Genomic DNA, 23,513 nt, shown 5'->3' on the forward strand with positions numbered 1-23,513 from the left:
CGATGACATTGCACCAGAACCTGATTGCCGGCGAATGGGTCGGCGGTGACGGGGTCGCCAACATCAACCCTTCGAATACCAATGACGTGGTCGGCGAATACGCCCGCGCGTCGGCCGACGATGCCCGCGCCGCGATCGCCGCTGCCAAGGCGGCGTTCCCGGCCTGGTCGCGCTCCGGCATCCTCGAGCGCCACGCGATCCTGAGGAAGACCGCCGACGAGATCCTCGCCCGCAAGGACGAGCTCGGAAAGTTGTTGTCGCGCGAGGAAGGCAAGACGCTCGCCGAGGGTATCGGCGAGACGGTGCGTGCCGGCCAGATCTTCGACTTCTTCGCCGGCGAGTGCCTGCGTTTGGCGGGCGAGGTGCTCCCGTCGGCCCGGCCCAATATCGGCGTCGAGATTACCCGCGAGCCGGTCGGCGTCGTCGGCATCATCACGCCCTGGAACTTCCCGATCGCCATTCCCGCCTGGAAGATCGCGCCGGCGCTTTGCTACGGCAACACCGTCGTCTTCAAGCCGGCCGAACTGGTGCCCGGCAGTTCCTGGGCGATCGTCGACATTCTCCACCGCGCCGGCCTGCCGAAGGGGGTCCTGAACCTCGTCATGGGCAAGGGCTCGGTCGTCGGCCAGGCGATGCTCGACAGCCCCGATGTGCACGCCATCACCTTCACCGGCTCGACCGGCACCGGCAAACGCGTCGCGCTCGCCTCGGTCGAGCACAATCGCAAATACCAGCTGGAGATGGGCGGCAAGAACCCCTTCGTCGTGCTCGACGATGCCGATCTGTCGGTTGCGGTCGAAGCCGCGGTCAATTCCGCCTTCTTCTCCACCGGCCAGCGCTGCACCGCGTCGTCGCGCCTCATCGTCACCGAGGGCATCCATGATCGCTTCGTTGCCGCGATGGGCGAGCGCATCAAGGGGCTCGTGGTTGACGACGCCTTGAAGGCCGGCACGCAGATCGGTCCGGTGGTCGATCAGAGCCAGCTCAACCAGGACACCGACTATATCGCCATCGGCAGCCAGGAAGGTGCCAAGCTCGCCTTCGGCGGCGAGCTGCTGAAGCGCGACACGCCCGGCTTCTACCTGCAGCCGGCGCTGTTCACCGAGGCGACCAATCAGATGCGCATTTCCCGCGAAGAGATCTTCGGGCCGGTGGCGTCGGTCATTCGCGTCCGGGATTACGACGAGGCGCTTGCCGTCGCCAACGACACGCCGTTCGGCCTGTCGTCGGGGATCGCCACCACCAGCCTCAAGCATGCGACCCATTTCAAGCGCAATGCCGAAGCGGGCATGGTGATGGTCAACCTGCCGACCGCCGGCGTCGACTTCCACGTGCCCTTCGGTGGTCGCAAGGGCTCCTCCCATGGCTCGCGCGAGCAGGGTCGCTACGCCGCCGAGTTCTACACCACCGTCAAGACGGCCTACACATCGGCGTAACTGACTGGTTGTTGCTGTCCGGGTTCGTTAATTGAAGAAATGATGTCAAGAGCGAATTCGGTCGTCCCGCCGCGAACATTGGACATGGGCGATGCAGCGTTCTCGTTATGTGCCTCAGCGGTCGCATAATGTATCGTCGGGAACCACGATGGCGATATTGTAAGGGTCGCCTCTGCTGTGGAGACGGCTGAAGTCCATTCGCGCGGGTTTGGCGGGCGACCGGCGAGACCCTATGCTGCTTCGGTTTCGGCTTCGTAGTGCGCGAGGATTTCCGCACCGGTGGCGATCCAGACGTCGTCACGCGCGGCGATCTCGCTGAGGAAATCTCGCAGAATCCGCCACCGCATCGGCCGACCGGAAACCTGCGGATGCAGGACAAGCGTGCTCACGCCGCCCCACTCGTGGGTTCCGACAAACTCCTCACGCCAGATGGGTAGGATAGCGTCCCTCCCGAAGAGCGGGCGCGCATCCAGCCGACCGCTCATGCCGAAATTCCAGTCGTCGAAGGCGTAGTTGACCGGAATTTCCACCGGGCCTGGGCGGCCGTCCGCCAGACGGTGACGATAGGGGCGGATATCGTCGCGGAAGGATGAGGAATAGCGCAGGCCCCGTTCGCAAAGATAGGCGAGAAGCTCGGGAAAATTCTCGCCGGATGGCGCGCGATAGCCGACGGGTGTGACGCCGAGCCGGGATTTCAGCGCTTCGAGGCCGCGGTCGATCTCCTCTTTTGCTTCGTCCAGCTTGTTGCGATCCGGGCATTTGTGCAGGTAGCCGTGATGGGCGATCTCGTGCCCGGCAGCGACAATCGGTTCACACGCGGCTGTATGGGCCTCGGCCGTCCAGCCTGGAATGAAGAAGGTCGCCTTGAGGTGCAGCGTATCCAGCAGTTCGAGGATCTTTGTGATTCCGACCCGGGCGTCGTAGCCGCCGAGTGAGGTCGTCACCATCCGGTCGACATTGGCGTGGTTGTTGCCGATCCAGGCAGTCTCGGCATCGACGTCGAAACCGATAAAGAGGGCGCTCTTCTTGCCGTACGGCCAGTCAAAAACGGGGGCTGGTGACGCCGGGTTGAGTGGGCGAGGGCTGAGATCGTAGGTCATGAAACTTCCTTCTCAAATGAAGACCGGCGCTTCGGGTTCGTCTACGACCAGCAGGTCAGAAAGGCCCCGGCAGTCCGCGCGTTCCTCCAGCACGCCCACGAAATCGGCGAGGTCCGCGATACGAGCCGCAGGCAATGCCATCGACGCGAGGCTGTCGAATTTGGCACGGATGGCGGCGTCGCTCATCGGCCGCTCGCTGGAGCCGGTGGCGCGGGCCACCATCGCCGTCCTGCTTTCGTCATCAGCGAAGGTGACGGTCACCTCCGGCTCGGCCATTTGCGGCATCTGCGGGTCGGGATGAAAGCGGATGCAGTCGAGAGCAACGGCGATGCGCGAATCTCTACGGGCAGCGGCAGAATACTGTTCGAGGTCGACGCGACCGAAGACAAGGAGCGCCGCTAGCGCGTAGCCGAGGCTCATTTGCGCGCCCGCCAGCGTTTCCAGTCGCGCCCGGCCGCACATGTCCATCAGGAAGGAGCTGAGGCGGACGTCAACCCTCGCAATATCGGCGGCAGTGCGGCCGGTCTCGGCAAGGATGTCGCCGACCGCGTCGATGGCGGAATGCGCGCCGCGGCAGGCAGCGTAGGGCTTTAGCGAGGCCCGTCCAATCTTCCAGTCCGTGCCTAGCCCGGCGGAGAGTTCGGCCGGATGCCCGGCATCCCGGACATAGGTGCGGAAGAAACCGCCCCAGACATCCTCGAACACCTGCGAGGGACCGGAAAAGCCGGCGCCGGCGAGGTCGGCGGCGAGAAGTCCCCCCTCAGCCGCACGACCGGCGTGGACCTTCTTCGCTTGGCTGCCATCATGATTGAAGGCCCACAGGCCAGAGGAAAAGCTGGTAGCCAGCGTCATGGCGTGGCGAAAGAGGGCGCTGTCATAGCCGCGCAACCGGGCGACCGCCGCCGCGGCCGCGAGCGTGCCGCAGGTGCCGGTGGAGTGCCAACCGGCACCATTGTGCACGCCGTAGCCGCCGGATGCATCCAGCACGCGGCGGCCCACCTCGTAACCCGCCGTCAGCGCACAAATGAGATCGCCGCCGGAAATCGGGGCGTCGCTGGACGCAAGACCTGCCAATAGCGCAGGCAGAACGACGGCGCCCGTATGATCGCAGCCGCCGGAATCGTCGAGCTCGAAGACATGGGCGGCCACCCCGTTGGCAAGGGCCGCGTCGCGCGGTCCTGTGCGCTGCGGCGAGGCCAGAAGCGGTGTTGTTCCTCCTGGTGCGACGAGCGCACGTACCTTGCGGAATTCGATGGAGCGAGTGCCAGCGAGTGCTGCGCCGAGCGTATCCAGAAAGTGGGATTTGGTACGGGCGGCGATCCGGGCCGGTAGATCGGCAGGTGCAAGTCGGGCGCAGAAATCGGCAAGCGCCTCGACATGCGTCAACGCTTGCACGCCGCTTCGGGCTACATCGGGCATCATGATATCCTCGTTCGGGCAGGCGAGGGGAGCGGCCCGGCAGACCCGCCGGGCCGTCCCGCGATTATTTTGCGGCTTCGCCGTTGATCATCACGCCGTCGAGCGCGCTGGCGGCGAGACCATATTTTTCGAAGATCGCCTTGTATTCGCCGGAGGCCATGAGGGCTTTCAGGGCGCCGGCGATCGCGTCGCGCAGCTCGGGCGTCTGCTTGGAGAAGCCGATGCCCTGATAGACTTCCGTAAAGGGCTCGCCGACGATGGCGTAGGTGTCCTTTTCAAGCTGCAGCAGGTAGGGCAGGGTTTCCGAGCCCTGGACCGCGCCGTCAAGGCGGCCCTGCTTCAACTGGGCGCGGGCATCGGCCGAGCCTTCCGTACCGACGATAACAAGCGCCGGCTTGCCGTTGGCTTCGCAATTGGCGGCGCTCCACTTCTTGGCCTCATCCGGGAACGAGGTGCGACGGCTCATGCCCACGGTCTTGCCACAGAAATCGGTGAGTTCCTTGAATTCGTCCTTGCGTTTGGCCGAGGTATAAAACTGCGCGCCGGAGCTCATATAGTCGACGAAGTCCATGGTCTCGCGCCGTTTGGGCAGGTCGCTCATGCCGCTCAAAACAAGGTCGACGCGCCCGGTGTTCAGCGATGAGACCATCTGCTCGAAGCCGATTTCCGACCATTCGATTTCAGTCCCCAGCTGCTTTGCAAGCGCCTTGCCAAGCTCGATGTCGACGCCCATCAGTTCGTTCGTTGCAGGATCGCGATACTCCATCGGCGGATAATTCGGCGTGTTCGCGACCACAAGCTTGCCGGCGGATTTGTATTTTTCCGGCAGACCCTGTGCGTGGGCGGTAAAGGCGAGCAGGCACGCCGAGGCGGCCAGAATAGCTATTTTCATCGTAGTTCCCATCCTGTCGTTTTTTTGCGGTTATCGTTGCACAGCCTTGAGGAAATCGGCGGTGCGGGGGTTGTCGGGTTGGGTCAGGACCCGCGCCGAAGGGCCGTGCTCAATCAGCCGCCCGCTATCCATGAAGGCGACGGTGTTGCTGACGTTGCGGGCAAAGCCCATTTCGTGGGTGACGACGATCATCGTCATGCCGGAGGCAGCGAGATCGTTCATCACATCGAGCACTTCGGCCACCAGTTCGGGGTCGAGTGCGGAGGTCGGCTCATCGAACAGGATGAGTGAGGGGCGCATGCCCATCGCGCGGGCGATGGCGACGCGCTGCTGCTGGCCGCCGGAAAGCTCTGCCGGATAGTTGCCTCCCTTGTCGGCGAGACCGACGCGATTGAGGAGATCCATCGCGTGCTCCCGCGCGGCTTTTGCGCTTTCGCCCAGAACCTGCACCGGCCCCTCGATCACGTTTTCGAGTGCGGTTTTGTGCGGGAAGAGGTTGAAGCGCTGGAACACCATGCCGATGCCGCGGCGCTGGCGGGCAATTTCAGCGTCGCTCAATTCATAAAGCTTGTTGCCGTCGCGGCGGTAGCCGATCAGCTCGCCATTGGCCCAGATTGCACCGGAGTCGATGCGTTCCAGAAGGTTGATGCAGCGCAGGAACGTGCTCTTGCCGGAGCCCGAGGGGCCGATGATGCAGCTCACCTCGCCCTTGCCCACTTCCAGACCGACGTCATGAAGCGCCTTGAACGTGCCGAAGCTCTTGCAGACGTCGACGGCCTTGACCAGGATTTCGTTTGTCATGTGTGCCCCCTCAAATCGTCGTGCGGCCGCGGGTGCCGCGAGCGTAGTGGCGTTCGATCCGCGATTGGATCAGGGACAGGACGGTGACGATCGCGAGATACCAGAAGCTGGCGACCATCAGCAGCTCCAGCACGCGGGTATTGGCGTAGTAGATCACCTGCGCATTGTGCAGGATCTCCGAATACTGGATCACCGAGGCGAGCGAGGTCAGCTTGACCATGCTGATGACCTCGTTACCGACTGGCGGAACCATGACGCGCATGGCTTGCGGCAACACGATGCGGCGCAGCGTCTGCATGCCCGTCATCCCGATCGTCCGGGCGGCCTCGTATTGGCCGGAGTCCACGGAGAGCAGGCCGCTTCGTACGACTTCCGAGGTATAGGCGCCCTGCTGGATGCCGAGGCCGAGCATGGCGGCAACGAAGGGCGTCATCACCTCGACGGTGTTGAATTCGAAAAGGCCTGGAATGCCCATCGTCGGGAAGATCAGAGCGAGGTTGAACCAAAGCAGGAGTTGCAAGAGTGCGGGTGCGCCCCGAAATATCCAGACATAGACGAGGGCGATGTACTCGAGCACCGGATTGCCGGAAATGCGCATGATCGCGATGAGGACGCCGAGTGCGATGCCGAGCGACATCGCCGCGATTGTCATCAGCAGCGTGTTCCAGATGCCCTGGATGATCACGGGCGCGAACAGGAATTGGCCGACGACCGGCCATTCGATCTGGCCGACGACGAAGGCGCGGATCAGGAGCGCCACCAGCAGCAGCACGATGGCGGCGAAGACCTTGCGCCCCACATGCCTGCGCGGGACGAGTTCAAGATGGGCGATGTCATGGGCATCGCGGCTGGATTGGGGAAGGGGCGTGTCGGTCATGCTTCCGCTCCCGTCAAGGGGACAAGGGCAACACCCGAGAGATCCTGTTCGGCCCAGGCACGCTGCTCTTTGCAGGTGTCGGCAAAGGCCGCGATCTGCTCGCGCACGCGGGCGGGGGCGGTTCCCCCCTGGCCGAAACGTTCGGCGAGCGCCCGGGCTGGGTCGATCACCTTAAGCACATCCGGGGTCAATGCCTCATCGATGTTCGGCAGGTCCGTCTCGGTCAGCCCGTCAAGGTCCATGCCGCGCTCTTCGCAGTAACGTACGGTGGCGCCGGAGATCTCATGGGCGTGCGAGAAAGGAATGCCCTGCCGCACCAGCCAGTCCGCCACCTCGGTTGCCAACGTGAAGCCGCGTGGCGCGTCGGCGGCCATGCGGTTGGTGTCGAAGGTCAACGTCGCGACCATGCCGGCGAAGGCAGGCAGGATCAGGTCGAGAAGATCGATCGTCTCAAAAAGCGCGCGCTTGTCCTCGGCGAGATCGCGGTTGTAAGCGAGCGGCATCGCCTTGAGAGTGGCGAGCATGCCCGCAAGATTGCCAATCATGGTGCCCGACATGCCACGCGTCAGCTCGGCGATGTCGGGATTCTTCTTCTGCGGCATGATCGACGAGCCGGTCGAGTAGGAATCGTGCAACTTCACCCAGGCGAACTGGCGCGAAGCCCAGATGCAAATCTCCTCCGACAGGCGCGAGAGGTTCACGCCCAGCATCGCGGTCACGAACAGGAATTCCGAGACCACGTCGCGGCTCGCGACGGCATCAATGGAATTCTCGCAGGGACGGGCGTAGCCGAGATCGCGCGAAGAGCTTTCGGTGTCGCGGGCGAAAGCCGAGCCGGCCAGGGCGGCGGCGCCGAGCGGCGAACGGTCGAAGCGGCGGTCCCAGTCGATGAAGCGCCCGATGTCGCGGCTGAGTGACTGTGCGTGCGCCATCAGGTGATGGCCGAGCGATATCGGCTGAGCGGGCTGAAGGTGGGTGAAGCCCGGCATGACCGTCTCGATATTCTCATTCGCCTGGGTGGCGAGTGCGTCCTGCACCGCAAGGACCAGCTTCACCAGTCGCCGCGCCGTGCGGCGAAGGTAGAGGCGGGTGTTGTTGGCGGTTTGGTCGTTGCGCGAGCGGCCGGCACGCAGCTTGCCGCCGAGGGCACCCAGCCGCTCGATCAGCAGGCGCTCGTGGAAGGTGTGAAGATCCTCATCCGAGGCTTTCGGCTTTTCGCGGCCGGCCGCGACATCGGCCGCGATCGTATCGAGCGTTTGCAGCATCCGCGGCAGTTCGTCCTCGCTCAATACGCCAGCGCGCGCCAGTTCACGCGCATGGGCGCGAGACCCGGCGATGTCTTCGGGGGACAGGCGGAAGAAGCTTGGATTGCTTCGCGAAAGCGCCGCGAGTTCCGGAGCCGGGCCGCTGGAAAAGCGTCCTCCCCATAGCGACGTCGCTTGTTCTGTCATGTCGGTCTCCCATGTCGGTGAATATGTTCCCGAGCAGAGGTTGCCTTTTAGAGACCGCTTGCACAAACGCGAAAAAGCGATACCGTTATGACGAAACCGACTAGCCCCTTACCGGAGCATTCCCTTGGTTCATACCTCCGTGCCGCTGCCTTCCATGACCGCCCTTCGCGTGATGCTGGCGATTGCGGAGCGCGGCTCGACGACGGCGGCTGCGGAAAGCATCAACCTTTCACAAAGCGCCGTCAGCAAGCAGTTGCTGACCCTCGAGAACCTTCTCGGCGCGCAGATGTTCATGCGAAAGCCGTCGGGCATGGTGCCGACGGACCTCGGCCGCATCTACCTTGAACAGGCGCAGGTGGCGATCAAGGCGATGGAGGAGGCCGCTTTCCGCGCGGCGAGCCTTCAGCCGGATTCCCATACGCTCCGGCTGAAGGTGCTGCCCATCCTTGGTGATCGCTGGCTCTTGCCGCGCTTTTCCGATTTCAATCAGAAACACCCGGATATCGACGTCCAGTACACTACCTTTGCGACCGACAATCCGGCAGCCCAACCGGATGCAATCTTTCGCTTCGGCCGTGGGCCTTTCGCGAACGAACACTCGGTCTACCTCTTCGGCGAGGATGTCCAACTCGTGTGCGCACCCACTTATCTTGCGCGGCTCGGCACTTGCGAAACCCTCGAGGATGCGGCGCGCGGTGTCATCATCGAGCATCCGGGCACCCCACTGCGCTGGATCGACCTGGTGGCAGAACATGGGAAACCGGACCTTGAGCCACAGGGCGTCATGCGCTTCGACTATTATACGCTGGTACTGCGCGCCGCGATCTCCGGGCAGGGCATGGCCCTCGTTCCGCCGCAGCTCGTCGAGGAGGAGCTACGGGCCGGAAGCCTCGTTAATCCCGGCGGGATTGGCTACGTATCCAAGGTCGCCTACTGGTTCACCACCCCAACGGACCGCAAGCCGTCGCCTGCGCTGAAGGCGTTCCAACGTTGGCTGATGACTCAAGTGGAATAAGGACGGGGGCAAGGGCGATGGAAAAGGTGACGATACGGCATGCAACCCCAGCCGATGCCGATGCAATCGCGCATTTGCACGTGCGGGTATGGCGGCAAACCTATCGCGACCTTGCTCCACCGGAGGTGTACGCTGTGCTTGATGAAACCCGTCGCCGCAGCACCTGGCGCGAAAAGCTCACGGCGAGCGATCCCGACCAGATCGTGCTGCTTGCCGAATTGGAGGGAAGGCCGGTCGCGATCGCCGCCGCCGGCGCGCCCTCAGCCGCGATCTTTGGCGATCTCGGCGAGATCAAAAACCTCTACGTCGATCCGGACGTCAAACGCCAGGGCATCGGCCGCCTATTGCTCTCAAGGCTTGCTTTGCATTTGCGGGAGAGAGGATTTCCCGGAGTTGGGCTGGGCGTGGTCGACGGCAACGAACCTGCGATCGCTTTCTACGACGCGCTCGGCGGCAAGCGGGCCGGGGAATACACGGATGCCGGTCCGATCTGGCGCTCGCGAAACATCGTCTTTGTGTGGGCTGACAGTTTGGTGCTCTGAACGTCTCTGGCAGTCAACAGTTCGTTCCTTTCAAGGCGGTCAACCGATCATGCGATCTCTTACTTTCGGCAGATTACCCGGGTCACTATCGGCGCTCCGGACGCAACGAGGTCTTTCAGGCGCTCGCTTGCCCTATTTCCAAGCGCGGCTTCACGCGAACATCGAGGCTCGAACTTTTCCGGCGTGTTGAAGCCGACAAGTCGCCGGGCGGTTTCCTCCACGTCGCACTCAAGCTGGCTAGCGTTTTCCTAGCCTCGTTCGCCCCGCGGCCCGAATTGAGAGAGTTGAGTCAGACGAGAGTCCGATAAGTCCAGCGCCAATGGCGGCTTCGAGGGTCTGGCTGTATTCACTTCCCGCGAGACCATGTTTTTTGGAATGATTTTCGGCAGCGCCGCGTGAGACGGATGGCGACACTCCATATCGAACACTGTGGAAGGCACCCAGAATAATAAGAAGTTTTTCGTCCAAGCTCTTCATTGTCTACCTTCAATCTATCTTGTGATGGAGGCGGCAATGACCACGGGAGGATGGCATTGGTCTCACCTGCGGTCACCCGCGTGCTGCGGTTCCTTGGCTGTGCGGAATGGTACTCGCGCTTATCGCGCAGGCGTTGGTAAAGCTCTGGCCTTCGACGAGATCGCTCCATCGGCGCCGTGCTTGTCAGGAAACCATGTCCTTATTGGAAGCATTTAACTGTGCCGGTGGCCGTGACGAGTCCTTCCAAAGCAAAATTGAGGCCCCGGTCCGAGACATGGGGCCTGAAAGCGATTTTGAAAGGAAGGTTCGTTCAGAGCGCGATGCCAATCGCGCAATAATCAAAGCTAGCGAGCAAACTCGAGAGATCGTTCTATCCGTGTCTTCGCCTAAGCGTCAATCGGTAGTAAAATCCATCCCCCGAATAGTGTTCGTGGCTGCTATTGGCGCAAAGCTGATCCGTTGCCGGACTATGGCAGTTCGATCTCGCCGTCCACCACGTGGTTGAGACTGGTGCCTTCCGCCGTCAGTGTAATGCGGACCTTCAACTTCTTGCCGCCGACCTGCCCTTCGCGCACGGTCTCCTCGATCTTGCGCTGGGATGTGAGGCCGACTTCTTTCAGGAACTTGCGGATCGACATGTTGAAGGCGTCTTCGCTCATGGCGGAACTCCTCTCCTATCCGGGAGGGATTGTAAGGGAAGGCAAGCTGTCAAGGAAGGACAGTGGCGCCCGCGCCATAGAAGTAGACCCCGTGCCCGGAGGAGGCATTGCAGCAGGACTGCGGGTTGATAATGGTTAGGATAAATTATGCCCCGACATTGGAGTGTGCCCTAGGTAACATCGCAGCCTTGCGCAGAGAGCCGGGCGAGGTTTGTTCAAAATTGCCGCAGCCGCCACTATACTCTGGCGATATAACCGGGAGAGAGTTCATGCGTCCTCTAGCCCAGTGCCAAGCGTTAATGGCGGCGGTTCTCGCAGGCGCGGCCGCCGTGGTTTCGACATCCGCGCCCGCTCAGGATCGACTCGGCGAGCGTGCGGCGATGATCGAGACGATCAAAATGCACGCCCGTTCGGCGCCGTCAGCGGTCGAGGGCCAGGGCATCGATCCGGCTGTGTTGGAGACGATGGGAAGGGTGCCGCGCCACCTTTTTGTGCCCGAGGAGCAGCGTGGCGCGGCCTATCGAGATCGGCCATTGCCGATCGGATACGGCCAGACCATCTCGCAACCCTTCATCGTCGCGCTGATGACGGACCTGATCAACGTTGGGCCTGGCGACGCTGTCCTCGAGATCGGCACTGGCTCGGGTTATCAGGCAGCCGTCTTGTCGCCGCTCGCAGCGAAGGTTTACTCGATTGAGATCATACCGGAGCTGGGCGAAAGGGCCGCCGCCCGATTGGCGGAGCTCCGCTTTGACAATGTCGAGGGGAGGGTGGGCGACGGCTATTATGGTTGGCCTGCGCACGCGCCTTTCGACGGTATCGTGGTGACTGCCGCTGCCAGTCACATCCCGCCACCGCTGGTCGAGCAACTCGCCAAGGGCGGCCGGATGGTCGTCCCCGTGGGAGGCCCCTTCGCGACCCAGTTTCTCATGCTGGTCGAGAAGCGACGGGACGGAAGCATCACGACCCGCCAGCTGCTGCCGGTGGCCTTTGTGCCGCTGAGGGGAGGTAGGGCCCAATGAGAGCGGGGCGCCTGCTGCCGGTTGGTCTCATATCGGCGGCAACCCTTGCTCACGAAGTGCTGCTGATGCGGCTCTTTTCGATCATTCAGTGGCATCAATTTGCCTATATGATCATAAGCATCGCACTCCTGGGCTTCGGCGCGAGCGGTACGTTCGTTGCATTGGCCCGCCGCCCTCTGGTGAAACGGTACCCGGCCGCCTTCGCAGCGTCGGCAGCGCTGTTCGGCATCACTGCGGTTGCCAGCTTCGCCGGTGCCGAACGCCTGCCGTTCAACGCGCTAGAGGTCGTCTGGAATCCGGGCCAGCTCGGTTGGCTCGCGGCTAGCTATGCTCTCCTGGTCCTGCCGTTCTTTTTTGGTGCCACCTGTATCGGCCTTGCCTTCAGCCGCCATCCCGGCCAGATCGGACGCGTCTATGCCTTCGACCTGGTCGGCGCTGGGGTCGGTGCACTGGGCATCGTCGGACTCCTGTTCCTGGTCTTTCCCTCTGCGGCACTGCGCTTTGTCGCGGCGTTGGGATTTGCGGCGGCTGCCCTTGCCGCGACGGGCATGGCTCGCCATCGGCGGCTCGCCGCGGGCAGCCTCGGGCTTGCAGCCGCGGTCATCGCGGTGTGGCTGCCACCGTCCATTACGGCCACCGGCCCGCACATGTCGCAATACAAGGGCCTAAGCATGGCTCTCGACGTCCCCAACGCGCGGGTGGTCGAGGAGCGATCAAGCCCGCTCGGACTACTGACAGTCGTGGAGAGCCCGAGCGTCCCATTCCGGTACGCGCCGGGCCTCAGCCTCGCCAACACCCAAGAGCCGCCCACGCAACTCGCCGTCTTCAGCGATGGCGATAGTGTTACAGCGATGACCGCCTATAGCGGCGATCTGGCGACGGTCGCCTATCTCGACCGGACAACGGCGGCGCTCCCGTACCGCATGCTTGCACGGCCGCGAGTGCTGGTCCTCGGTGCTGGTGGCGGCGAGCAGGTGCTGCTGGCGCTGCGCTCCGGAGCCGATCTCGTGGACGCTGTAGAGGTCAACCCGCAGATGATCGACCTGGCTCGCAATCGCTTCGCGAACTTCGCCGGCGGCATCTTCAGCCGACCGAACGTGCATCTGCATCTAGCCGAGGCGCGCGCCTTCGCTGCGACCGCTGGCGAGCGTTACGACCTGATCCAGATGCCGCTCCTTGACTCCTTCAGCGCGGCGGCGGCCGGGGTGCAAAGCATGCACGAGAATTACACCTACACCGTGGAGGCACTGCGGGATTACCTGGCGGTACTGAAACCAGATGGCGTCGTCGCCATCACGCGATGGCTGCGGGTGCCGCCGCGCGACATCCTCAAGCTGTTTGCCACGGCTACCGCTGCGCTTGAAGCGGATGGCGTGTCCCAGCCCGGCCGACACCTGGCGCTGATCCGGAGCTGGAATACCGCAACCCTGCTCGTCGCCAAGTCGCCGTTCACTGGTGAGGACGTCGCAGCGATCCGCGGCTTCGCGGACGAGAATTTCTTCGACATCTCCTGGGTGCCGGGCATCTCCGCGAGCGACGTGAACCGCTACAATCAACTCGACCGGGAATTTCTCTACGAGGGAGCCCTCGCTCTCCTTGGCCCTGAACGAGCCGACTTCACCGAGCGCTACAAGTTCGATATTGCGCCGGCCACGGACAATCGGCCCTATTTCTTCGACTTTTTCCGCTGGTGTGCGCTGCCCGAGCTCCTGACACTGCGCACCCAAGGTGGGGCAGCGATGCTCGACTGGGGCTACCTGATCCTGGTGACGACGCTCGTCCAGGCCGCGATCCTCAGTGCCGTCTTGATCCTGCTGCCGCTCTGGCTTCGCCGGCGCGCACTCGGAAGAGCCGTACCCCGGCTGCGCTTCGGGCTCTATTTCCTTGCCTTGGGCCTGGCCTTCCTCTTCATCGAGATCGCCTTCATCCAGCGCTTCGTGCTGTTCCTCGGCCATCCGCTCTACGCTGTCGCTGTCGTGCTTGCGGGTTTCCTCGCCTTCGCAGGTCTCGGTAGCGCCTTGGCTGCACGTTGGGTGGCGGCGGTCGGATGCGGATCCGCGGTGCGCGGCATCACCCTCGCTGTCGTGGTAATAGCATTGCTGGCTGGGACCTACGTGCTCGCGCTGCCTTCGATATTCGAACGGCTGCTGGCGCTCCCGGATGCCGCGAAGGTTGCAATCGCGCTCCTCCTCATAGCACCGCTCGCTGTCTTCATGGGAATGCCGTTCCCCCTCGGCCTCGGCCACGTCGGCGCACGCTCGGAGGAATTTCTTCCCTGGGCGTGGGGAATCAATGGCTGTGCGTCGGTGCTGAGCGCGATCCTCGCCGCACTGCTTGCAATGCATATCGGGTTCACTGGCGTCGTGACGATGGCCGCGATCCTCTATCTTGCCGCGCCGGCCTTACTCGCCGGGTCGCGGGATCGATACGATCAGCAGACGTCGCAAGACGTTAATCCAGATCGGAACCGTTCGCGAGATACGCGAAATGGCCTCTCCTGCAATTGATGTCGGCAGACCGTTTGATGTCGATCGCGGCATGCGACATAACCCGGTGCAAACAGGGGGAGGGCGTCCCAAGCAGCCGTGCGGCGTCCAATACATGCGGCGAGGGGCGCCGTGCCCCTTTCTTCTCGTCCACCCTCAGCTATTTATCCAAGAACAATCCTGCTCCGACTGGCAGGAGGCGCGGTCCGCCGCCTTTCGGCCGAGAAGAACAGCGAGCGCGCCATGCAAGTTCAGGTCGAAACCTTTGTGGACGAAGGTGGTGTCGAAAAGCTCCGACGATTTTACCTCAACGGCCGGCAGGTCGAAGTGGTCGAAAACCTCGATCAGTGGCATGGCGCCGACTACCGATACTTCAAGGTCAGGGGCAGCGAGGGTGACGTTTACATTTTGTATCTGGACGTACTCCGAACGCAGTGGGCGCTGACGATGTATCAACGCTCGCAATCACCGGGCTCCCGCGTCGCCATGTGACGTCCGACGTCAGCATTCGCATCTCCTCACTGCAGGCCTTTCCAAGCGGCTGTGGAGAGTTAAATATGTGCAATCGTCCTAACCTTGGCCGCTACGGTGATCGCTCTCCGCAATCTTAGGAAATCCTATGAGACTGCCGAAGGGCGGCTTGAAGTCTTGAGAGGGATCGATCTCGATCTCGGCGCGGGAGACAGAGTTGCCCTGACGGGGGAGTCCGGTAGCGGAAAGAGCACGCTCCTGCATCTGGTAGCCGGCCTCGACCGAGCGGATTCAGGCGAGATCACGATAGGGGGGCGCGACATTTCCAAGCTGAACGACCGGGAACGCGCTGCCTACAGGCGGACAGAAGTCGGTCTCGTATTTCAGCAGTTCAATCTTGTCCCGTCGCTAGACGTGGCCGCGAACATCGCTTTCCACGCCAAGCTCGCGGGACGCCACGATCCTCCGTGGGAAAATGAACTCGTGGCCCGCCTCGGAATCGGGACATTGCTCACCAGGTATCCCGAGCAGCTTTCCATCGGACAGCAGCAGCGGGTGGCGATTGGACGAACCCTTGCCGCGCGTCCCGGCTTAGTGCTGGCGGACGAACCCACAGGAAACCTGGACGAGGCCAACGGAGACGCTGTCCTGGAACTGATGCTTTCGCTGTCGAAGGGAACCGGATCGACACTGCTCCTGGTGACACACTCGCAAAGACTGGCGGATAGGCTCGACCGGGAGGTGCATTTGCGGTCCGGGAAGATCGAATGAAGATGTGGACTGCAGCCACGGCACTTCTGTCCCACTGGCGACGACGACCGCTGCAGCTCGGCGCCCTCTTGTCCGGCCTGGCGCTGGCGACCGCCCTGTGGTGCGGAGTGCAGGCGATCAACGCAGAAGCCCGCGCCAGCTACACCCGTGCCGCGGTTGTGCTCGACCAGAACGGATTGGCGAACCTGGTTTCTCCAAACGGCAGCCCGATTCCTCAGTCCGCCTTCGTGCGGCTCAGACGGGCGGGCTGGAACGTGTCACCAGTTTTGGAGGGAGACTATCGGTTTGGAGTGACCCGGTTAAGGGTGATCGGCATCGAGCCACTGACGATGCCCGCCGAGACCAACACGGTTGATCTGGGAAATGCCGGGGACTTGCGTTCCTTCATCACACCTCCGGGCATGCTATTTGTCTCTCCCGAAACAGCGGAGAAAATGCGAGGACAGACGGACCTCGCACTGCGTGTTTCGGATCGGATGCTGGACGGCGCCGCCTTCATCGACATCGGCTTGGCCCAGAAGCTGTTAAGAAGAGAGGGCGAACTCAGTCGGATTGTGATTGCCGAAAACCAACGTTCTGGTCTGGAGCCGCTTGAAAAGCTTGTTCCAACGCTCTCGGTTCGCAAGCCGAATGCAGAAACCGACGTCGAGCATCTTACCGAGAGCTTCCATCTCAATTTGACGGCCTTCGGTTTTCTCGCCTTCGCGGTGGGGCTGTTCATCGTGTACTCGACGATTGGTCTCGCCTTCGAGCAACGGCGGCCGACCTTCAGAACGCTTCGCTGCCTTGGGGTTTCGTTGCGTGCGCTTGCGGTTCTGCTGCTCGCCGAACTTGTCCTTTTCGCCCTTGCCGCCGGGGCGGTCGGTGTCGCGATCGGATATCTGGTCGCGTCGCTGCTTTTGCCCGGAGTGGCCGCAACCCTCGAAGGCCTCTACGGAGCCAGCGTGCCTGGCACGCTTTCCCTGCGTCCGGAGTGGTGGGTTTCTGGTTTTGCCATCGCGGTGGCCGGAACATTGGTTTCGTCGGCGCAGAGCCTGTTGCGCTTGACGAGGGTGCCTTTGCTCGCGGCGGCCCAGCCCCAGACCTGGGGGCGATCGTGGCATGCGGGACGGCGGTTTCAGGTGCTGGCCGCAACGGCCTTGTTAGCCCTCTCGGGAGCTCTTCTTCTGTGGGGTGAAGGACTCGAGGCGGGCTTTGGCGTTCTTGGCTGTCTTCTGTTCGGGGCGTCGCTACTTCTCCCCACCGTGCTCTCCGGATTCCTCACCATGATGCAGCGGACGTCTTCGCGCGCGCTGGTCACGTGGTTCTGGGCCGACGCGCGGCAGCAGCTCCCCGGACTTTCCCTTGCGCTTATGGCATTGCTTCTTGCTCTGGCGGCAAACGTCGGCGTCGGAACCATGGTGTCGAGCTTCCGTCTCACGTTCGTCGGCTGGCTCGACCAACGTCTCCCCGCCGAGCTTTACGTCGCTGCCCGGAACGAGGGCGAGGCAGACAGGCTCAGGGCATGGCTCGCAACGAAGGTGGAATCAGTGTTGCCGATCTTGAGCGTAGATGCCGAGATCCGGGGGCAGCCGATGCAGATCTTCGGTGTCGCTGACGATCCGACCTACAGGAAGCACTGGCCGCTGATCGTTGGCATGCCGGACGTCTGGGATCGGGTGGCGTCCGGTCAAGGCGTGCTGGTCAACGAACAGTTCTGGAGGCGGGACCGGCTCCGCATCGGAGATCAGCTGGATCTGGCGGGTGACTGGAAGGCGGCGGTTGTCGGGGTCTATTCGGATTACGGGAACCCAAAGGGCCAGGTCATCGCCGGAATAAACGCTCTGACCTCTCGCTACCCGCAGGTCTCGCGCCTGCGCTACGGTCTGCGGATCCAGCCTGATCAGATTGCGGAGCTACGATCGAGGCTCTCGGACGAATTCGGACTGCCACCGGGTAACGTCGCCGACCAAGCGGCACTGAAGGAACAGTCACGGCGGATCTTCGATCGCACATTCTTGGTTACTGGCGCGTTGAACATATTCACGCTCGGAGTTGCAGCGTTAGCTATGTTCTCAAGCCTCCTCACGCTGTCGGAAATGCGCCTCCCGCAGCTTGCGCCCGTGTGGGCCTTGGGGGTCACGAGACGTGATCTCGCTCTTCTTGAGGTTCTAAGGGCGCTGGTGCTCTGGCTAGCGACATTTGTTGCCGCTTTGCCACTCGGCCTGGCGCTAGCGTGGGTGCTTCTCGCGGTGGTGAACGTCGAAGCCTTCGGCTGGCGTCTGCCTATGTATATCTTTCCTTACGAGTGGCTTCGCCTCGGTCTAGTCGCGCTCGCCGCTGCGGTCGTTTCCGTATTCATCCCGCTTCGCCGGCTGGCGGGAGTGACGCCATCGGAACTTCTGAAGGGATTCGCCAATGAGCGTTAGATCGATTGCGATCGCTTTTGCGGTGACGACCATGGCCAGCTTGTCCGTGAGCCACGCGGCCTCCGAGGGTTTTGGTGGTCTTGGCTCGACGGCCGAAGGGTTTTCGGTGCCGCAGCCTGGCCTGCTGTTCCGTTTCCCCGCCGACCACGGCCCACATCCGGACTTCCGGATAGAGTGGTGGTATCTAACAGCCAATCTTGAAGCCCCCGACGGAACTCAATACGGAGCGCAGTGGACCCTTTTCCGCTCAGCGCTTGCTCCGGGTGAGGCCAAGGAATGGTCGAGCCCACAGCTCTGGATGGGTCACGCAGCCGTCACCACTGCAGAGGACCACTTCGTCGCAGAACGTATTTCACGCGGGGGAGTGGGGCAGGCTGGTGTTGTCGCGGCGCCGTTCTCGGCCTGGATCGATGACTGGCAGATGAAGGGACATGCTGGCCCGGGAGCGGATCAACTGGCCGATCTCAGCCTGACTGCGACGGCCGAGGAATTCGGCTATGAACTCCGCCTATCGGCTACCGGCCCGCTGGTGCCGCAGGGCATTAACGGCTTTTCGGTGAAATCAGCGAAGGGACAGGCCAGCTACTACTATTCGCAACCGTTCTACGCGGTGGCCGGCTCGCTTTCGCTACCGACCGGGGATGTAGAGGTGACGGGGAAGGCTTGGCTTGACCGCGAGTGGTCGTCACAGCCGCTCGCGGAGGACCAGACCGGTTGGGACTGGTTCTCGCTGCATCTCGATACAGGGGAGAAGCTCATGGGCTTCCGCCTCAGAGATGAAGGGGAGGGATATACCTCCGCCACCTGGATCACTGCCGACGGGCGACCGGACCCTTTACCCGCGGCAGCTCTCAAGATCGTTCCCGTGCGAACCGCCAAAGTCGCAGGGCGTCAAATTCCTGTTTCCTGGAACGTCCAGATTCCCAGTCGCGGCTTTGACGTCACGATCCAGCCTCTGAACGACCATGCGTGGATGTCAACGTCCATCCCGTACTGGGAAGGCCCGATCGCCTTCGAGGGCAGTGTCAGTGGCAGGGGTTACCTGGAGATGACCGGGTACTAGCCCAAACCAAGGGTAGCGGGAAGGTGATGGGGCAGCTTCTATCGCACCTGCCTGATGGTTGCGTGACCATGGCCTAAGAATCACGCTTTGCGATCGTGTCGTGCTGGCGATCAACGTCATATCCACTGCGACCAGCATGGCCGGCGCGCTTTGGCAGATGGCGACGCCCGGTCCCGACGTCGCCAGGCTCTATCGCGTAGAGCCGCTTCTTGCCCATGCGGTCGTCGATGTCGAGCCGCCGCTGAAGGACATTCTTACCGGTCTCATCGGCGGGCTATCTTGGCGATAACGCCGCATGTCCGGATGCGCGATGACCCGGATGGACGCGAGAACCCCGGCCGAGGGAATAGCATCTGCGGGTCTCGATCGCGCGCTGGCCGATCAGATCGGATTTGCACACGGCAACGGGCGAGGCGTGAAGCCGAGCTTCGCTTTCGCGCGGTGATTGGAAGCGCAGAAAGAGCTCTGGCAGGTGAAGCCGGAGAACCACCGCTGCTTGAGGGTTTTTGTCGTGCCAATCATCAATGGCGCGCACTGTTTCGTTTCCAGGCTATCAGGCGGTTGTGCGCTTCAAGAAATCGAGGGTTCGCGCCCAGGCGAGGTCTGCAGCCGCCTGAGAGTACGCTGCGAAAACCGTGTCATCCTCGAAGCCGTGCTTCGCGCCCACGTAAGAAAGCGTCTGATAGTCGACGTTCTGCTTGGCAAGGGCCTTCTCGAACGCCGCCGCCTGCGGATTAACCAGCGGATCGTCCGCCGCGTAATTGAGCAGAAGGCGAGTGTCTATCTTCCTCACCTCCTCTAGCGGCGGGGCCCGACCGTAGAAGAGGACGGCACTGGTAAACACCTTCATCTGGAAGACGATCCGGCCGAGCGCGCTCCCACCAAGGCCAAAACGGATTGCGGCGACTTTTCCGTTGCTAGGAGGCTGTTTTGTCAGCCAATTGAAAGCCGCGCGCGCATCGGCCAGCCACTCGTCCCAGGTGGTCATGCTCACGACCTCATGGGCAGGTCCCGGTTCGGCGGGCGTTCCCCCGTACCGTGACGCGAAGTCAGGCGCCAGAACGGCAAAGCCTTCGACTGCAAGTCGTCGTGTGACATGCTCGAAGTGTGGCGTCAGGCCGAGTGCATCATGGGCTACGATGACACTCGCGAACTGTCGCTGTGCCGAGGGGAGCGCAAGGTAGCTCTGCAGTCCGCCGCTGCCATTGTCGATCTTTACGTTGCTACGCGGATACCGGGATCATCACGGGTAGCGACGGGCGCTGACGCAGTTGACCACGGCAGAAGGGTTGTTCCGCCTGCTGCAATGGCAAGAGCGACGAGCAACTCACGACGATTGACAGCAAGCTCGGGCTTCTCAATCTCGCTCTTCATTGCGAACCTCCCGGATCAGCTAGCTATTAGACACCCGGATCACCGGCATGACCAGTTGCCGTAGACCGAGCGATATCAGCAAACTGCAATCGAACGCGATCTGTCGGAACGTGTCGATTTGAGCGAGGCACCGCAAGATTTGGGAATTACAGCGACTATGACTGAAGCTCTCCCGCGGTTTGGCCTGCCACCTCGCAAATGTATGCCTCGTAACCAAACAACGGATCCAGGCTCAGGTCCTTTCCATCGAACCGAGCCATAAAGTCTTCGAGGTCGGCTTGCCGCGAGAAGCCCATCGCCAATGCTTCCATGCGTTGTGTGCCGTCGTCTTCATCCGCGTAAAACGCGCTCATCTCAAGTGCGCCCAACCGCTCGAAATTTGCCTGCATGTGAAATGAAAGCCAAACTAGGTATTCCAGTGGGTAACCGGGATTTTCCCTGTATGTGACTATGAATGGATAGGCCAAACGGAACCGATTGATCATAGCCTCGCCATCGGCGACAAAGGCGAGGAGATCGCTATCTTCGTCGAGGTTGTGAAGGTCGATTGTCAGGTCATGCTTGCGAAGTGCCACGTAGCCGCCGAGCCTATCCCAGGGCAAGGACGTCAAGATGATGTTGCGCCACAGCCCGGCGGCGGCGTCCAAATCGATGCGGTTCAAAAACATGAAAATCCCCTAAGCACCGTTCGAACCCAAGGTGTCGTGCACCCATAGAGGGCGAGAAACCTTCCCGCGCCTGGAAGTTCGGCGAGAGCCCAATGCCGCCCATCGCACCCATGGGCCGTCATTGATCCGCTACAATCAAGAGCTTGCGTTCGCCGATAGTACACGTAGGGATCAATGGATATTAGGGCAAGCTAAATTTGAAAAAACACGATGAGATGCCTTTGTTGTCTGAAGAAGCGCTTAGTCTCGCGAATGGATGCCGACGGTTGTGGAATTTGTAACGAGTGTCTCGCGCCATGACGCCGTCAGCGTCTACGATACCGACTGAGGTCCTGATCACGTTTGAAAAGACTTGGTGCATCTCGGAATCTTCAAGACCGAATTTTGCTCAATCGCTCTCGCCGGGGACGAGAGCCATGGGCCAGAGAAATCGCTCAGACCTCGCCGGGTAGTAATCTGCAAAGGCAGGCATCGTTGCAAGCAGGGACTCGGCAAGCGCAATCCCGAGGTCGCGTAGCGACAGGCTGAAGGATGTCAGACGGGGCGACAGGAATTGCGAATGCGGGCTTTGGCGTCCGATGATCGCCATGTCTCGCCCGGGCATTATCCCGGCTTCGACAAGCCCCCGATAAAGGCCGACAGTGATTGCTTCGTTGATGAGTACGATTGCCGTCGGACGGGCATCAAGCGCGCTCAGTTCGCAGGCGATCTGGTATCCTCCCGCCTCGTTCGGCGTTGAACGAAAAACGTGACGCTCGTCGAGGCGAAGCCCATGTCGGGCAAGGGTCGCCCGGCACTGATCCTCAAAAACATAGCCGAGATTCATGTCGTCATGCGGTCGTGTAACGGCGATGTGCTTGTGGCCGCGGGCGACGAGCCGATCGATGGACGCCTCGGCCATGCCCTCGAAATCCAGATCGAGCCAGGGTTGCCCAACATCGGTCAGGCTTCGCCCCAATGTGATGAACGGGATCCTGCGCTTGGCCAACAGTTCGAAGCGGGCGTCGTGGCGTCTCGTTGCCGAAAGGATGATCCCGTCGGCGAACCCACGTGCAACGACGCGCTTCAAGTAGTCGTTCGGATCCTCCTCGGAGGAGCAGAGCAGGGCGACGAGATCGAGCTTGTGACGGGCAAAGACGGTCTGCACGCCGTCGAAGACGCTCATAAAGAAGGTGTCACCCTGGCCGGTAATTTCGGAGCCGGTCTGCATCATGAAGCCGATGACGCCGGTCGCGCCCTTCCTGAGAGCACGGCCCGATTGATTGGCAACATAGCCAAGGGATTCGGCTGCTTCCAGAACCCTTTTTCTGGTTTCCTCGTTGACGTCGGGCTTGCCGTTCAGCGCGCGTGATACCGTGCCGATCGAAATATCGAGGTGTTCGGCAAGTTCGCGAATCCCCTTCATTTTTCCGCGTTCCTCCCCAGACCCGCGACTGGTCATATTCACACCTCTTGACATAAAAACCCGTTGCCGCATAGTATCGTAAACGTTTACGGAAGCCAATTGGGGAGTTGGCGTTTCCGTTTCTTGGAGGAAATCACGTGAGACACAGGGCCGTTTTGTGCGGGTGCGGAGCTATGGCCAAAGGCTGGCTGAAAGCGCTCACTGAGAGCAGTGTTCTTCGCGAGAAAGTGGAGATCGTCGGCCTTGTCGATCTTGATCAGGCGACCGCGGAAGCTCTCGCCGCCGACTTCAACCTTGGCAACATCCTGATCGGTACGGACCTGCCGGAGGTTCTTCGCGAAAGCCGAGCCAACCTGCTCTTCGACATCGTCGTTCCTGCGGCGCGGCGCGCGGTGGTGGCTGCCGGTCTTGCGCATGGTTGCCACGTTTTGAGCGAGAAGCCGATGGCCGCCACGCTCGATGAGGCGCGCGAATTGCGCCGGCTTGCGACCGAGGCCTCACGCGTTCATGCCATCGTGCAAAACCGTCGCTTCATCGGCGGTGTCCGTCGCATTCGTCGCCTCATCGAGTCAGGCGCTTTGGGCGAGCTGACAGCGTTGCATTGCGATTTCTTCCTTGGTCCGCATTTCGGCGGCTTTCGCGAACAGATGGACAACGTCCTGCTTTTGGACATGGCCATTCACACTTTCGATGCGGCGCGCTTCATGTCCGGCAAGGAGCCCCTCGCGGTCTATTGCCACGAGTACAATCCGCACGGCTCCTGGTATCGCCATGGCGCCGCCGCCAATGCGATCTTCGAGTTCTCCGACAACGTCGCCTTCACCTACCGCGGCTCCTGGTGCGCTGAGGGTGCTAACACGAGCTGGGAAAGCGCGTGGCGCATTACCGGTTCGAAGGGCACGTTGCTCTGGGATGGCGGCGAGCGCTTCGAGGCCAATGTCGTCGCAGGCAGCGAAGGTTTCCTGCGTGGCGTCGAGCCGGTCACAGTGCCTGAGGCCGAAGACAGTGCCGACACCAACGGCCACGCGAGCGTCATCGAGCGATTTATCCGCGCGATCGACGCGGGAACAGTGCCGGAAACGGACGGCAGCGACAACATCAAGAGCCTTGCCATGGTCTTCGGCGCGATCGACAGCGCGCGCGATGGCAAGCGCGTCACCATTGCAGCCTAGGGAG

At 62.0% G+C, this 23,513-nt stretch carries 22 protein-coding genes; 11 read left to right on the plus strand and 11 right to left on the minus strand.

Features of this window, described 5'->3' with window-relative positions:
• Positions 1–2: 2 nt before the first annotated feature.
• Positions 3–1,436 (plus strand): aldehyde dehydrogenase family protein, encoded by a 1,434-nt coding sequence (locus tag V7S54_RS20450; protein ID WP_336557122.1) that lies wholly within the window; start codon positions 3–5, stop codon positions 1,434–1,436.
• Positions 1,437–1,666: 230 nt separating this feature from the next.
• Here V7S54_RS20450 and V7S54_RS20455 read toward each other — a convergent pair whose 3' ends face one another.
• The 6 genes from V7S54_RS20455 to argH all read right to left on the minus strand — a co-directional run bounded on the left by V7S54_RS20455 (position 1,667) and on the right by argH (position 7,976).
• Positions 1,667–2,536, minus strand: coding sequence for a polysaccharide deacetylase family protein (locus tag V7S54_RS20455; RefSeq protein WP_336409478.1), 870 nt, complete (start codon positions 2,534–2,536; stop codon positions 1,667–1,669).
• Positions 2,537–2,548: 12 nt separating this feature from the next.
• On the minus strand, positions 2,549–3,955 hold the full coding sequence (locus tag V7S54_RS20460) for an MmgE/PrpD family protein (RefSeq protein ID WP_336409477.1): 1,407 nt from the start codon (positions 3,953–3,955) through the stop codon (positions 2,549–2,551).
• Between the two features lie 64 nt (positions 3,956–4,019).
• Entirely contained in the window at positions 4,020–4,847 is an 828-nt protein-coding gene (locus tag V7S54_RS20465; RefSeq protein ID WP_336409476.1) for an ABC transporter substrate-binding protein, read from the minus strand.
• A gap of 30 nt (positions 4,848–4,877) precedes the next feature.
• Entirely contained in the window at positions 4,878–5,648 is a 771-nt protein-coding gene (locus V7S54_RS20470) for an amino acid ABC transporter ATP-binding protein (RefSeq protein WP_336409475.1), read from the minus strand.
• A gap of 10 nt (positions 5,649–5,658) precedes the next feature.
• Positions 5,659–6,525: an amino acid ABC transporter permease gene (locus tag V7S54_RS20475; protein ID WP_065375859.1), complete on the minus strand. Its 867-nt coding sequence runs from the start codon at positions 6,523–6,525 to the stop codon at positions 5,659–5,661.
• Complete coding sequence (gene argH / locus V7S54_RS20480; RefSeq protein WP_065375858.1) at positions 6,522–7,976, minus strand: argininosuccinate lyase; 1,455 nt, start codon at positions 7,974–7,976, stop codon at positions 6,522–6,524. The genes V7S54_RS20475 and argH overlap by 4 nt, the downstream gene beginning before the upstream one ends.
• A 154-nt stretch (positions 7,977–8,130) precedes the next feature.
• On the opposite strand from argH, the gene V7S54_RS20485 reads away from it, so the two are divergent.
• The gene (locus V7S54_RS20485) at positions 8,131–8,991 is read left to right on the plus strand and encodes a LysR substrate-binding domain-containing protein (RefSeq protein WP_442892582.1); all 861 of its coding nucleotides are present in this window, start codon (positions 8,131–8,133) and stop codon (positions 8,989–8,991) included.
• A 17-nt stretch (positions 8,992–9,008) separates the two neighbouring features.
• The gene (locus V7S54_RS20490) at positions 9,009–9,533 is read left to right on the plus strand and encodes a GNAT family N-acetyltransferase (protein ID WP_065375857.1); all 525 of its coding nucleotides are present in this window, start codon (positions 9,009–9,011) and stop codon (positions 9,531–9,533) included.
• 944 nt (positions 9,534–10,477) lie between these two features.
• Here V7S54_RS20490 and V7S54_RS20495 read toward each other — a convergent pair.
• A complete protein-coding gene (locus tag V7S54_RS20495; RefSeq protein WP_065375856.1) occupies positions 10,478–10,669 on the minus strand; it encodes a DUF6494 family protein in 192 nt (63 codons plus the stop codon).
• A 269-nt stretch (positions 10,670–10,938) separates the two neighbouring features.
• On the opposite strand from V7S54_RS20495, the gene V7S54_RS20500 reads away from it, so the two are divergent.
• The 7 genes from V7S54_RS20500 (at position 10,939) to V7S54_RS20530 (ending at position 19,179) form a co-directional block, all read left to right on the plus strand.
• Positions 10,939–11,691 (plus strand): protein-L-isoaspartate(D-aspartate) O-methyltransferase, encoded by a 753-nt coding sequence (locus V7S54_RS20500; RefSeq protein ID WP_058323821.1) that lies wholly within the window; start codon positions 10,939–10,941, stop codon positions 11,689–11,691.
• Between the two features lie 65 nt (positions 11,692–11,756).
• Positions 11,757–14,198, plus strand: coding sequence for an SAM-dependent methyltransferase (locus tag V7S54_RS20505; RefSeq protein WP_336409483.1), 2,442 nt, complete (start codon positions 11,757–11,759; stop codon positions 14,196–14,198).
• A gap of 111 nt (positions 14,199–14,309) precedes the next feature.
• Positions 14,310–14,669: a hypothetical protein gene (locus tag V7S54_RS20510; protein WP_141679495.1), complete on the plus strand. Its 360-nt coding sequence runs from the start codon at positions 14,310–14,312 to the stop codon at positions 14,667–14,669.
• Between the two features lie 96 nt (positions 14,670–14,765).
• Positions 14,766–15,419: an ABC transporter ATP-binding protein gene (locus tag V7S54_RS20515; RefSeq protein ID WP_065375876.1), complete on the plus strand. Its 654-nt coding sequence runs from the start codon at positions 14,766–14,768 to the stop codon at positions 15,417–15,419.
• A complete protein-coding gene (locus V7S54_RS20520) occupies positions 15,416–17,827 on the plus strand; it encodes an ABC transporter permease (protein WP_065375853.1) in 2,412 nt (803 codons plus the stop codon). Before V7S54_RS20515 ends, V7S54_RS20520 begins: the two co-directional genes overlap by 4 nt.
• Complete coding sequence (locus tag V7S54_RS20525) at positions 17,817–18,890, plus strand: lipocalin-like domain-containing protein (RefSeq protein ID WP_065375852.1); 1,074 nt, start codon at positions 17,817–17,819, stop codon at positions 18,888–18,890. The genes V7S54_RS20520 and V7S54_RS20525 overlap by 11 nt, the downstream gene beginning before the upstream one ends.
• A 100-nt stretch (positions 18,891–18,990) precedes the next feature.
• Positions 18,991–19,179 carry a hypothetical protein gene (locus V7S54_RS20530; protein ID WP_141679494.1) on the plus strand — a complete coding sequence of 63 codons (189 nt, stop codon included), beginning with the start codon at positions 18,991–18,993 and terminating at the stop codon, positions 19,177–19,179.
• Between the two features lie 264 nt (positions 19,180–19,443).
• Here V7S54_RS20530 and V7S54_RS20535 read toward each other — a convergent pair whose 3' ends face one another.
• The 4 genes from V7S54_RS20535 to V7S54_RS20550 form a co-directional block, all read right to left on the minus strand.
• Positions 19,444–20,103, minus strand: coding sequence for a dienelactone hydrolase family protein (locus V7S54_RS20535; RefSeq protein WP_083203749.1), 660 nt, complete (start codon positions 20,101–20,103; stop codon positions 19,444–19,446).
• Positions 20,104–20,105: 2 nt separating this feature from the next.
• Positions 20,106–20,264 carry a hypothetical protein gene (locus V7S54_RS20540; protein ID WP_176707589.1) on the minus strand — a complete coding sequence of 53 codons (159 nt, stop codon included), beginning with the start codon at positions 20,262–20,264 and terminating at the stop codon, positions 20,106–20,108.
• Between the two features lie 155 nt (positions 20,265–20,419).
• Positions 20,420–20,932 carry a hypothetical protein gene (locus V7S54_RS20545; protein WP_336409473.1) on the minus strand — a complete coding sequence of 171 codons (513 nt, stop codon included), beginning with the start codon at positions 20,930–20,932 and terminating at the stop codon, positions 20,420–20,422.
• 388 nt (positions 20,933–21,320) lie between these two features.
• Positions 21,321–22,337 carry a LacI family DNA-binding transcriptional regulator gene (locus V7S54_RS20550; protein WP_065375848.1) on the minus strand — a complete coding sequence of 339 codons (1,017 nt, stop codon included), beginning with the start codon at positions 22,335–22,337 and terminating at the stop codon, positions 21,321–21,323.
• A gap of 137 nt (positions 22,338–22,474) precedes the next feature.
• On the opposite strand from V7S54_RS20550, the gene V7S54_RS20555 reads away from it, so the two are divergent.
• Positions 22,475–23,509, plus strand: coding sequence for a Gfo/Idh/MocA family protein (locus V7S54_RS20555; protein ID WP_083203748.1), 1,035 nt, complete (start codon positions 22,475–22,477; stop codon positions 23,507–23,509).
• Positions 23,510–23,513: the final 4 nt, after the last annotated feature.

This window comes from Ensifer sp. CCNWLY38 (assembly GCF_037120565.1).
In the GTDB taxonomy this organism is placed as follows: Bacteria; Pseudomonadota; Alphaproteobacteria; order Rhizobiales; family Rhizobiaceae; genus Ensifer; species Ensifer adhaerens_H.